The organism is Gabonibacter chumensis (assembly GCF_024741215.1).
Lineage (GTDB): Bacteria > Bacteroidota > Bacteroidia > Bacteroidales > Marinifilaceae > Gabonibacter > Gabonibacter massiliensis.
Genome location: NZ_JANSKB010000001.1, coordinates 1094830 through 1106797 on the forward strand (window position 1 = coordinate 1094830; position 11968 = coordinate 1106797).

Consider the following 11968-nt stretch of genomic DNA (forward strand, 5'->3'; position numbering starts at 1 on the left):
AAAAAAGATAGTTATGAAGAAAAGAAATATACAATACCATATCGTATGGGGAGTATGTTGTGCTCTGATACTGTTAAGCGGATGCGACAGTTTTTTGGATGTACAACCCAAAGGTACGGTTGAACAGAAGAAACAGTTTGAAGATGTACAGGGTTATCGGGATGCCATGTACGGGGTTTATGCTTCTATGGCAAAGCCCGAATTGTATGGTAAATCATTGAGCTATGGTTTTACGGACCAGATCGGACAACTTTTTTATGCCAATTACATTGGTTCTAATCCGGATGTTTTTGCTGCCTCGAAATTTGATTATAAAAGTCAGTATTTGGAGGGGACGATTCGGAATATTTGGGAAAAGGCGTATGAGGTTATTTCGTATGTGAATAATGTAATCGAAAATGTAGAGAAGGAAGACGATTCTAAGGATGAAGATTTTGCTCTTGTCAAAGGAGAAGCTTACGCTGTAAGAGCATTTCTGCATTTTGATATCATGCGATTATTTAGCGATAATATTTTACGTCATCCCGATGCAGGCGGTATACCTTATGCTACGGTTTTCGGGTTGGAAAACAAGCCCGTGTACACCTTGAAGGAGTGTTACGATCGTGTTTTGAGTGATTTGCAAAAGGCGCAGGAGACACTGGTAAATGATAAGATAATACGGGATAATAATGCAAATTCTGTTTATCAGGTCAATCGTCGTTCCCATTGTAATCAATATGCTGTCTGGGCCATAAAAGCAAGAGTATTTCATTATAAAGGCGATTTGGACAGTGCGGCATTGTATGCCGAAAAGGTAATCGGAGCTCGAACAGAATTGGCATTGACGAATGTGGTTCATTATGAGGATGTAAAACGGTATAGTAGAGACAATACGGAGTTGATATGGGGATTATATACTTCTCAGTTGTATGATACGTATTATAATTTGTTTTTAGCGAGTGAATTGGGAGCGGGAGATGTTTTATGGATAAAAAAAGGAATAAAAGATTTTTATGAGATAGGAAGTGCTTCTGCAGATGATAAAGACAAACGTTTTAATGCATTTTTTACGGAAGAGAAAAAAGACGGAGGTAATTATATTTTTACAAGGTTGTTAGGAAAAGAAGAGAAGGCTTATAATTTCACGGGGGTATGCCTGATTCGTCTACCTGAGATGTACTATATATTAGCTGAAGTAAACTATGAAAAAGATAAAGTTAAGGCATTAGGATATTTGAATACGGTTCGGAGAACGCGAGGTATAAAAGATATTCCATTGTCTCAAATATCTTCGTCTAAAGAGTTTCAGGCTATACTTGTAAAAGAGAGATGTAAAGAATTTTGGGGAGAAGGGCAGGTGTTTTTTTCGTATAAACGAGATCATATGCCTTTTATGAATGCGACTAACGATTCTGAGGTTGCCCCTTCTTCTGCTATTTTTAATCTGCCTTGGCCGAAGAACGAACAAGAATATGGAACTACTAATCAATAACGCGAATAAGTGATGAAAGTGATATTTTATACTTTATTAGTAACGTTCGGCATGGCTGCTGCTGGATGTAGTGACAACGGAGATAGCGGTTTTTACGATAACGTGTACCGTGTTTACTTTCCGGAAGACAGTATCCTGTATAGTTTTGGAGATAAGCCCGTGGAGATGACCTCTTACACGGTAAATGTACCCGTAAAGATATTGGGATTACCTGCGCGGGAAGGGATGAAGATTAGAATCTCTGTTGATGGAAAAGCGACGACGGCTCCTGCGGAGGCTTATCGTGCCATACCTACGGAGCTATCGGTAAAAAAAGATTCCGTGATGGCTTATGTGCCTGTGGAGTTGATCCGGGCGAATATTCCCTCCGAATCCGATACCACTTTTCGAATCGTGTTAAGATTGGAGCCAAACGAAGATTTCGGGTTGGGTGTGAAAGAGAGCTTACAAACAGTGGTCGTATTCGGTGGTTTTCTTGCTGAACCGGAATGGTGGCGCGGTATGCAAGACTATTTTTGGGGACCATTCCAAAAAGAGAAGTATCAAAAGATGATGGAGATATGGGGCGGCCCGATTTCGAATGATGATTTTATGAGAAAGATGGCGAAAGTTGTAACTGTCGCGAAAGAGATGTATGACTATTTTCAGGCACATCCCGAGTATGGAATGGAGTTTCCTCCCTTTATTTCCTGGCCTTATGAATGATAATTATTAAAATAAATAATTTATGAAAAAGTTTATATATATCATATTAAGTATGCTTGCAATGGTCTCTTGTATTCATGACGAATCCGGTTTGGGTGGAAAGTCCATTTCTCGTCTGTCATTCGTACAGGCCTTGCCGAAAGAGTATCTTGCCGAAAAATTGAGTCAGTTTGTATTAGAGGCTCCCGAAGTAAAACAGGAAAGTCAGGATAAACCCTTGTCTTACGAGTGGCAGATTGACTATGAGGTCGTATCCACGGAAAAAACTTTATCTTACGATTGTAATACAGCCGGGGAGTTCCCGTGCCGTTTGAAGGTATATAATGAGGATGGTGCACTTTTCTACGAGTTTGCCTTAAAAGTACCCTATCCTTATGAGGAAGGAGTTGCTGTTTTAAGTGCTTATAAAGGTGAATCGATGGTCTCTTTTCGTAATGTAATTCAAGGTAAGAAAGTCTTTCAGAAAAATGTTTATCGTTTGAATAGTCCGCTTGTCGCTTTGGGAAAAGAGCCGAAATCCATATTATATAATGCTGATTACGCCTCGATCTATATCGCCACGGAAAATCCGGTGAGAGTAGTGAGGGCGGACGCCAGAACGATGGAGGTCCAAAATGTTTTGAAATACCCGGAGCCTCGGGTCGAGCGGATGATTGAAAAGGGGAAAAACGAAATCTATTTCGTTGGAGGCGGACGTTTTTTAAGTATGGATTGTAAGTCGGAGAATTATGTTAATACGTTTCAACAATTCCTGACTCATCCGATGATGGGGATGTTGCCCGGTGCGTATGTAGCTAATCATATCTTGTATTATGCCGGATCTTGGTCTTCGAAGGAGATCATTTTTGACCAGACCAGTAAATCTTTTATTCAGGAAGATTACATGATGATGCAAGTATATGATGATATTTCTTGCGAAATATTATTGGATGCCTTACCGGCCAAAAACTTCGGAGAGGGCGTTATTATTTTTAAAGATGATGCCGGGCAGATCAGGGTTGCTGATGTCGGGATTGAAGATCCGAATGTTTATAAACAATACCCGGAAATGTTCGGAAATATGACGGAAAATAGTCGTTTCCTGACCAGTAAGAAGGAAACTCACCTTTATTATTCACACGAGAATGAAATATATATTTACGATTATCAATCAAATGGGAATTTTCCTACTCATTCAGCTTATTCGGTAGGAGAGGTCGGGGATGTGATTAAGGATATGGTATTCGATCCGGATGAAGAGAAACTTTACGTGGCCTTGGATGCTGTATCGGGCGATTATAAGGGATGTGTCTATTGTTATGATGTAAAAACCAGAGAGCTTTTGTGGCATGAAAGAGGGGTGGCAGGAGCGATCGTTCAGATGATTTACAAAAAATAAAGTTTTAAGAGAAGATTTTTAATGTAATAATATTCTGAAAACCAGTGATTCAGTGATTTTGGAGATTTATCTCGAATCACTGAATCATGGAATCTCTTAATCAAAAACTGGTGTTTTTTTTAACTTTTGTTGTGTCGACTGTATGAAGTTCCATATGGAGAGGGTTTTATGTGTTTGAATGGGAGGATTAACCTTTGGATGTTTAATAAAATAAATTGTATTTATATGAAAAAATGGATTTTGGTAATGGCTGTTTTGATGACGATTACCTCGGTTGGTGATGTGTATGCATTGGGACGAAAGAAGAAAAAAAAGAGATTGGCGGAGACAGAGGTAAAACAGGCAAAGCCATTAACGCCTTACGAGAAATTATTTGAGGATAAAAAAATCGAGAAGGCCGGAGATAAGTTTTTGCGGTTGTATAAGATGGAAGATAAGTTGTATGTAGAGATTCCGCTTCTATATCTGAATCGAGAGATGTTGATTGCCTCCACTTTATCGGAAACAACGAGTACCTTGGGTGGAAAAATAAGTATCGGGTATAAAAATTATGATCCATTGCTTGTGAAATTTACGATGGAGGACAGTACGGTATATTTGCGTAAAGTGAATGCTTTGACAACTTACGACCAGGATTTGAAGAAAGCGGTCGAACGAAATTTCGGGGATCCGATACTTTATGCTTACAAAGTTTTGGCTTATAAGCCTGATAGTACGGCTGTTGTGGTCGATATGACGGATGTGTTCGGCAAAGAGGGGCGTTTACAGGAGTTGAAACCATTGCCTTATTCTTCAGGGATGGTAATGTTGCAAGGCTTTTTGCGCGAGGATGCTTCCAAGATAGCAGAGATTAAGTCGTTTGACGATAATCTATGTGTGAAGTCTTATTTCACGTATGATGTCACTCAAATGGAGATGGGAATGCCCGTGTCAGAGAAAGAGCCGGTTACGGTAAAAGTTACCCGTTCGCTATTGTTGCTTCCCGAACAAAAGATGCGTCCCCGGATTAGCGATGCTCGGATAGGGATATTTTTGACGGAAAAACAACGCATTTCAACCCGGGAAGATCACATCCAAAACTATACGCTGGCGAATCGCTGGCGTATAGAACCCAAGGATAAAGAAGCTTGGAAAAGAGGAGAACTGGTGGAGCCCGTGAAGCCGATTGTTTTTTACGTGGATGATGCCTTCCCCGAATTGTGGAAAGGGCCTCTGAAAGAAGGGATTATGCGTTGGAATCAGGCTTTTGAAAAAATTGGTTTGAAGAATGTGGTTCGGGCTGTTGATTTTCCGAAAGATGATCCCGAGTTTGATCCGGATAATTTGAAGTATTCCTGTGTACGTTATCTTCCTTCTACGGTGGAAAATGCCATGGGGCCTTCTTGGGTAGACCCGAGAACCGGGGAGATTATCAATGCTTCGGTTATCGTGTGGAATGATATTGTGAAAGTAATTAATAATTGGCGTTTTATTCAAACAGCTCAGCTTGATGAATCGGTGCGGAATAAAAAAATGCCGGACCATATTATCAAAGAGTCTATCGCTTATGTCGTTTCACATGAGATTGGCCATTGTTTGGGATTTATGCATAATATGGGAGCTTCTTCAGCCTATCCGGTTGATTCGTTGCGTTCCGTGTCTTTCACGCAAAAATATGGAACTACGCCTTCTATAATGGATTACGCCCGATTCGATTACGTGGCTCAGCCTGAGGACAAAGGAGTTCGTTTAACATCTGTTGATTTGGGAGCTTATGATGAGTTTTTGATAAAATGGAATTATCAACCGGTTCTGGAGGCAAAAACGGCTTTGGAAGAGATGCCTATCGTGGAAAAGTGGGTGGATGAAAAAGTGGGAAATCCTGTTTATCGTTATGGTATACAACAAATGGCTTCATGGGGAATTTGGGACCCGAGAGCATTGTCTGAAGATTTAGGAGATAATGCCATGAAGGCCGGAGAGTATGGTATTAAAAATTTGAAATTTATCTTGTCTAATTTGGGTACATGGATCAAAGACGATGAGGATTTTGCACATCGGGAAATGCTTTATCAAGGGATTGTCAGCCAATATATGGGTTATTTAATGAATGTTGTGTACAATATCGGAGGTATCTGTTTGGAACACGTGAAAGAAGGAACCCCGGGCAAACCGCATCTTTCTGTGCCTACCGATATACAACGATCGGCGCTTCGTTGGGTGATTCGACAAATTAAGCATTCGGACTGGTTGACTCGTCCGGAACTGAAGCAACGGATGAAACTTCAGGTAGATTTAGCTGCTTACGTGCGTACGGCGGCCATTCGTCAGTTATTGAATCGTTATCGTAACGTGTTATTGTCCGCTCATGTGGCGGAGAGGGACCCGTATACTGTAAAACGTTTTTTGGATGATTTTTATCAGGAAGCGTGGAGTAGTACGTTGAACGGTCGTCTATTGACCGAAACGGACCGGTTGATGCAAAAAGAGTTGACTTATATGGTTATCGGTCAACTTGCCTCTCAGACAGGTGGCGGCGGAAAGATGAGAGGAGCGGTGTCTGCCTCTGTGAAAGGAGGTGGAGCTTGTTGTGTGAAGGAGTTGTATCCTGATAAGGCTTGTTTTGCTCCACGGGGATCGACTGTGGAAAGGGATTGGCCGTTGAAGCGTTTCGGGTCCGGATACGGCTGGGTACTTCCTATTGAGACAGAAGTGATTGACAATTCGAAGATTTATTTTTACGATTTAGCTCTGCGCGTGCAGAAATTATTAATAAGTCAAGTGAATCAGGTATCCGGGAGTGCTAAATTGCACTATCAGTCTTTATTATTCGAGTTGAACCGTTCTTTAAAAACAACTAAATAGAAGGTATGCGAGTTATTTTAATATTTTCGATGTTACTCCTTATTCCTTGGGTATCCAAGGGGCAAGGAATACGTTTCTTCGAGGGAACGTACGATGAGGCGTTGGCCGAGGCGAAGAAACAAAATAAACTTTTGTTTGTGGATGCTTATGCCGATTGGTGTGGCCCTTGTAAACAGATGGCTGAGAAGGTATTCACCTTAAAAACTGCCGGAGATTATTTTAACAGGCATTTTATCTGTTATAAATTAAATATCGATCATCCGGAAAATAAGTCTTTTGTTAGAGCTCAGCAGATAAAGTCCGTGCCTGTCCTGTTTTTCGTCAATGGGGGCGGAAAGGTAGTGAAACAACAATTGGGCGGGTTGAACTTGTCCATGCTGCTTCATTTGGGGCAAGAGGTTTTGCACGAGCAAAAAACACCGGAAGAACTTTATGAGGCTGTTCGAAAAGATCCTAAGGATTTTGTCTCTCAGCAAGCTTTACTTTTGGATTATTCACGTTTTATGTGGGGATTGGAAGAAGGGAAGAAAGAGATGTGGAATGATCGCGTGAATATGTTATTTACGGAATATTGTAAACGTAAAGGATTGGAAAATATGATAAATGAAACGGATTTTCTGATTATTTCCCAGTATCATAAAAAGGCTGTAAAATCCGATCTTTTTATGAATTTTATGGTAAAACACTGGGAGCCTTATAAGCAGGTAATGGATTCGTCTCTTCTGGCTCGTTACCTGGTAGGTATACATCGGGAATATTTGCACGCGTTGGCTCGTGCGGGAGATACAGATTATCAAAAGGAGGCCAAGCGCATATTAGGGGATATGATGCCAATGTATCGTAGTCAGGGAATTCCGGCAGAAATGATGTATGAAGGGATGAAGCATGTACTCGATATGGATTATGCAATCTATTTTGAGAAAGATGTAGTCCGATACGTTCGAGAAGTAGAGGATTATGTAAAACAGTACGGAATGACATCCGCTTCGGATTATTTGAGGTTTACCGAGTCGATGTTTGAGGGATTGGGGGACATAACGAGTGAGGTAGCTTATAAACAAGGGTTAAATTGGTTGAATATTGCCGGAAAAGAGCCAATTATAGATAATCAACTCCCCGTGCGGATCGTGTTGTTAAAAGGCGATTGTTATAAAGGGCTGGGTGAATACAAAAAGGCAAGAATATGTTATAATCAGGCTGAATCCTTGATTCGTCAAATCAAGAATGAAGAAACGGCCAAAAGTTATAGGAATAAGGTTGTACAGAAGTTGAAGGATTTAGGTATTAGGTAATAAAAAACCTCGCCGACCGGCGAGGTTTTTTATTTACAGTTGATTTACGACTTCAACGTGTTGCATTCCCGTTTGGATAGCCTCGATATTCATCGGGATCATCTTGTGATGACGGGGAGGAAGCGATTTTTGTAGCCCTTTTTCAACATTGTCCAACTTCACGATGGGTTTTACTTTTAAGAAACCGCCTAAGACGATCATGTTGAAGATTTTCGGATTACCGGCTTCAACGGCAAGAGCAGTACCTTCGATTTTGTAGATGTTGATGTCTTTTCTTGTCGGTTCGTGAGTAATTCCGTTCGGGTCATAAATCAGGGTTCCGCCGGGTTTTACCATCGCCTCGAACTTATCCATGGATTGTTGGTTAAGAACGATGGCGGTATCGTATTTGGTCAAGATCGGGGAACTGATGCGCTCGTCGCTCAGGATCACGGTCACGTTGGCAGTACCTCCGCGCATTTCCGGACCATAGGAAGGCATCCAGGCAACTTCCTGATCTTGCATAATTCCGGAGTAAGCTAAAATCTTTCCCATGGAAAGAACTCCCTGACCTCCGAATCCTGCTATAATAATTTCTTCTGTCATAGTTTTAAAATTTACGATTTGCGATTTATGATTTGCGATTCAGACAAGTAATCTACAACCGTCGATCTAAAATCTACAATTATTAAATGTCTTTCATGTCTCCTAACGGATATTTGGGGAACATGTTCTCCACCATCCATTTGTTAGCCTGAATCGGATCCATCTTCCAACCGGAGTTACAAGTACTTACTACTTCCACGAAAGAAGTTCCTTTGTCTTTCTTCGTGTTTTCGAAGGCTTTTCGGATGGCAGCTTTTGCTTTTCTAACAGCAGCAGGAGTATGAACAGCCTGACGAGTTACATAGCAGGTTCCGTCTAATTGAGCGATCAATTCGGTAATTTTCAAGGGGAAACCGTTCAATTTGGCATCGCGTCCGTAAGGAGTGGTAGCGGTTACTTGACCCAATAGCGTCGTGGGAGCCATTTGTCCTCCGGTCATACCGTAAATGGCATTGTTGATAAAGATAACGACGATGTTTTCTCCCCGGTTACAAGCGTGCATGATTTCACCGCAACCGATGGAAGCCAAGTCTCCGTCTCCCTGATACGTGAACACGTATTTTTCAGGGTGGACGCGACTGATCCCGGTAGCGACGGCCGGAGCCCGTCCGTGAGCAGCTTCAGCCCAATCGATATCCAAATAGTTGTACGCGAGTACCGAACAACCTACCGGGGATACACCGATGGTTTTGTCCTGAATACCCATTTCCTCGATTACCTCCGCAACAAGCTTATGAACTACCCCGTGTAAACAACCCGGGCAATAGTGCATAATGTTATCGGTAAGTACAGGAGTCTTCTTGTAAACAAGATTCTCTTCCTTAATTATATCTTTTAATTCTATTGACATAGCTTATGCTCCTATAATTTGTTTTTCAAGTGCTTCAACGATCTCTTCAGGTGTCGGGATCACTCCACCGAAACGGCCGAAGTGTTCAACCGGGATTAATCCGTTCACGGCCAAACGAACGTCTTCTACCATTTGTCCGGCGCTCATCTCGACCGTAAGAATTCCTTTCACTTGTTTTGCCAGTCTGGCGATCTCTTTCGTCGGGAAAGGATACAGGGTGATCGGGCGAAGAATACCTACTTTGATACCTTTGGCTCTGGCCAATTGAACGGCCTTCTGACAGATACGGGAACTGGAGCCGTAGGCCACGAACAGATATTCTGCATCTTCTGTGCTTATCTCTTCGAAACGTACCTCGTTTTCTTCCATCTCTCTGTATTTAGCCTGGAGTTTGTGGTTGAATACCTCTTGTTTGTAAGAATCCAGCTCCAAAGAAGTGATGATGTTATGCTTGCGATTCGGTTTTTTACCGGTCAAAGCCCATCCTTCAGACATTTTGGAAATTTCTTCTTCGGTCCAACGGGGTTTATATTCGCTTAACTCGACTTTTTCCATCATCTGACCGATAACACCGTCAGCAAGGATCATGGCCGGGTTACGATATTTGAATGCCAAGTCGAAGCCAAGACCTACGAAATCGTTCATCTCCTGTACGGATGCCGGAGCCAATACGATGAGACGATAGTCTCCATGTCCACCGCCCTTGGTTGCTTGGAAATAGTCACTTTGTGCCGGTTGGATGGTTCCCAATCCTGGGCCTCCGCGTACAACATCCACAAGAAGGCAAGGAATTTCGGCTCCTGCCAGATAGGTTACACCTTCTTGCATTAACGATACTCCGGGGCTGGATGACGAAGTCATCGCTTTTTTACCGCATGCTGCGGCTCCGTATACCATGTTGATAGAGGCCAATTCACTTTCGGCCTGCAATACGACCATTCCTGTCTCCTCCCATGGTTTTCTTAACATGAGAGTCTCCATGACTTCGGATTGCGGGGTAATAGGGTATCCATAATAAGCGTCACATCCGCAACGAATGGCTGCTTCGGCTATTACCTCATTACCTTTCATTAATTTTACTTCTGCCATTTTCGGTAGTTTTTATTCTTTATTGTACATTCATTTTGTAAACGGTGATTACTGCATCAGGACATACCATACCACAACTGGCACAACCGATACATGCTTCCGGGTTTACCATCTCAGAGTAATGGTATCCTTTACCATTCACTTCTTTGGCAAGTCCAAGTGTCTTCGTGGGGCACGCCTCCACGCATAGGCCACATCCCTTGCATTTTTCTGTATCTACGACTACAGCGCCTCTAAATTTTGCCATAACTGAATAGATTATGATTTATAAATTATTTCGGTGTTTATCTTTGATTTTGTAACAAATTTTCGGGTATAAAATTAAAAACTAAAATCGAATAGTAAAAATAGTTTGCCATAAATTTAACGTTGTTTTGAGTTTATTTAATGAATGTCTTTTATACCTGATTCTCTGGGGGCCTATTTTATCGCGTGATCGGCTTGAAAGGCCTTTAAACGTTCTTCCAATGCCGGCATTCTGTCCAAAGCTGTTTGAGAAACACATGCTCTTAGTCCTTGTTTTTTTGAACCCGTGTCTCTTAAAGGAATAGCCGATATCCCGTAGTACAGAATCTCTTTGGTTAACTCGGCTCCGGTCATTCCCGGATAGATGATGGTGAAGTAGAAGCCGTCGGCAATAGGTTGATCGATGTCTTTGTCATAAACGATTTCGAATCCGTATTGGGTGAAGAGGGTTTTCATGGCATGTGCCCGCTCCGCGTATTCGCGAACCCCGTCCAAAATATTTATTCGGCCTTCATTAGCGGCTTTTAAGATGGCACTCATGGCGTATTGACAGGAGTGCGTCGTCCCGGAAGAGAGGGTATAGATAATCCGGTTGACAAGAGTATAACCTAACGTTCCCAGCCCTCCGAAACGCTGTTGTAAGTTTTCGAATTTACGATTGTAAAGTGCATCGGATATACACATGATTCCCAAACGTTGTCCGGCGTAACTGAATAACTTCGAACCTGAGATCATGACGATATAGTTCGAGGTATATTTCGCGACGGTAGCCTGGAACGGCGGAACGCCCGGTTTGGAAAGATCCTTGCGGAAGTCCATGGCAAAATAGGCTAAATCCTCCAAAACGATTACATCGTATTTATCGGCTAATTGTCCGATGATCTGCAACTCTTTTTCCGTAAAACAGATCCAGGCGGGATTGTTCGGGTTGCTGTATAGGATGGCTGCGATATTGCCTTTTGAAAGATGTTCCTCTAATTTTTCCCGTAATTTATCCCCTCTGTAATTATAGACATCAAACGATTCGAACGGTTTACCGATTACTTGCATCTGCGTTTTCTGAACAGGAAATCCCGGATCGATAAATAATACGGTATCTTTGCCTTTTTGACATTCGGTCACCGCCATGAATGATGCGTAGCACGCTTGCATGGATCCTACGGTGGGAACAATACCTTCCGGTTTGATCTCTATATCCATGAAATTTTTCACGAATTTGGAACCCTCTTCTTTGAATTCTTTATGCCCTTCGAGCATGGGATAGAATTGGGCTACACCTTGCCGGAGAGCGTCGATTTCGGCCTGAATGCCGATTGACGAGGGAGGAAGACCCGGTACTCCCATCTCCATGCGAATGAATTTTTCTCCGCTTTCGTTTTCGACCATATTTACTACTTTTACGATATCCCGGATCGTTGCGTCTTCCATGTTCCGGATTCCGCAGAGTTCCAGTTTCTGGTCGACAATTTTCGTGTCTATTAGATTGTTCTGCATACGATATTTGA

Annotated in this window: 10 protein-coding genes; 5 read left to right on the forward strand and 5 right to left on the reverse strand. The window is 42.1% G+C overall.

Annotated elements, in window-relative coordinates:
• The first annotated feature begins 13 nt into the window (after window positions 1-13).
• The 5 genes from NVS78_RS04670 (at window position 14) to NVS78_RS04690 (ending at window position 7693) form a co-directional block, all read left to right on the forward strand.
• Window positions 14-1474, forward strand: coding sequence for a RagB/SusD family nutrient uptake outer membrane protein (locus tag NVS78_RS04670; protein WP_286358127.1), 1461 nt, complete (start codon window positions 14-16; stop codon window positions 1472-1474).
• A gap of 12 nt (window positions 1475-1486) precedes the next feature.
• Window positions 1487-2179, forward strand: coding sequence for a DUF4843 domain-containing protein (locus NVS78_RS04675; protein ID WP_286358128.1), 693 nt, complete (start codon window positions 1487-1489; stop codon window positions 2177-2179).
• 22 nt (window positions 2180-2201) lie between these two features.
• A complete protein-coding gene (locus tag NVS78_RS04680) occupies window positions 2202-3557 on the forward strand; it encodes a hypothetical protein (RefSeq protein WP_286358129.1) in 1356 nt (451 codons plus the stop codon).
• Window positions 3558-3782: 225 nt separating this feature from the next.
• Complete coding sequence (locus NVS78_RS04685) at window positions 3783-6401, forward strand: zinc-dependent metalloprotease (RefSeq protein WP_286358130.1); 2619 nt, start codon at window positions 3783-3785, stop codon at window positions 6399-6401.
• Window positions 6402-6406: 5 nt separating this feature from the next.
• On the forward strand, window positions 6407-7693 hold the full coding sequence (locus NVS78_RS04690) for a thioredoxin family protein (RefSeq protein WP_286358131.1): 1287 nt from the start codon (window positions 6407-6409) through the stop codon (window positions 7691-7693).
• 33 nt (window positions 7694-7726) lie between these two features.
• Here the strand turns inward: NVS78_RS04690 and NVS78_RS04695 are convergent, their stop codons facing one another.
• The 5 genes from NVS78_RS04695 to NVS78_RS04715 form a co-directional block, all read right to left on the reverse strand.
• Window positions 7727-8278 carry a 2-oxoacid:ferredoxin oxidoreductase subunit gamma family protein gene (locus NVS78_RS04695; RefSeq protein WP_041504130.1) on the reverse strand — a complete coding sequence of 184 codons (552 nt, stop codon included), beginning with the start codon at window positions 8276-8278 and terminating at the stop codon, window positions 7727-7729.
• An 82-nt stretch (window positions 8279-8360) separates the two neighbouring features.
• Window positions 8361-9128 carry a thiamine pyrophosphate-dependent enzyme gene (locus NVS78_RS04700; RefSeq protein WP_041504131.1) on the reverse strand — a complete coding sequence of 256 codons (768 nt, stop codon included), beginning with the start codon at window positions 9126-9128 and terminating at the stop codon, window positions 8361-8363.
• 3 nt (window positions 9129-9131) lie between these two features.
• On the reverse strand, window positions 9132-10217 hold the full coding sequence (locus NVS78_RS04705; RefSeq protein WP_041504132.1) for a 3-methyl-2-oxobutanoate dehydrogenase subunit VorB: 1086 nt from the start codon (window positions 10215-10217) through the stop codon (window positions 9132-9134).
• Between the two features lie 19 nt (window positions 10218-10236).
• Window positions 10237-10464, reverse strand: a complete 228-nt coding sequence (locus NVS78_RS04710; RefSeq protein ID WP_041504133.1) for a 4Fe-4S binding protein — start codon at window positions 10462-10464, stop codon at window positions 10237-10239.
• 173 nt (window positions 10465-10637) lie between these two features.
• On the reverse strand, window positions 10638-11957 hold the full coding sequence (locus tag NVS78_RS04715; RefSeq protein WP_286358132.1) for a pyridoxal phosphate-dependent aminotransferase: 1320 nt from the start codon (window positions 11955-11957) through the stop codon (window positions 10638-10640).
• Between the last annotated feature and the right edge of the window lie 11 nt (window positions 11958-11968).

Bases quoted from the DNA above. Each gene is read 5' to 3' on its own strand.
- NVS78_RS04670 (WP_286358127.1), top strand. From the start codon at position 14: ATGAAGAAAAGAAATATACAATACCATATCGTATGGGGAGTATGTTGT.
- NVS78_RS04675 (WP_286358128.1), top strand. From the start codon at position 1,487: ATGAAAGTGATATTTTATACTTTATTAGTAACGTTCGGCATGGCTGCT.
- NVS78_RS04680 (WP_286358129.1), top strand. From the start codon at position 2,202: ATGAAAAAGTTTATATATATCATATTAAGTATGCTTGCAATGGTCTCT.
- NVS78_RS04685 (WP_286358130.1), top strand. From the start codon at position 3,783: ATGAAAAAATGGATTTTGGTAATGGCTGTTTTGATGACGATTACCTCG.
- NVS78_RS04690 (WP_286358131.1), top strand. From the start codon at position 6,407: ATGCGAGTTATTTTAATATTTTCGATGTTACTCCTTATTCCTTGGGTA.
- NVS78_RS04695 (WP_041504130.1), bottom strand. From the start codon at position 8,278: ATGACAGAAGAAATTATTATAGCAGGATTCGGAGGTCAGGGAGTTCTT.
- NVS78_RS04700 (WP_041504131.1), bottom strand. From the start codon at position 9,128: ATGTCAATAGAATTAAAAGATATAATTAAGGAAGAGAATCTTGTTTAC.
- NVS78_RS04705 (WP_041504132.1), bottom strand. From the start codon at position 10,217: ATGGCAGAAGTAAAATTAATGAAAGGTAATGAGGTAATAGCCGAAGCA.
- NVS78_RS04710 (WP_041504133.1), bottom strand. From the start codon at position 10,464: ATGGCAAAATTTAGAGGCGCTGTAGTCGTAGATACAGAAAAATGCAAG.
- NVS78_RS04715 (WP_286358132.1), bottom strand. From the start codon at position 11,957: ATGCAGAACAATCTAATAGACACGAAAATTGTCGACCAGAAACTGGAA.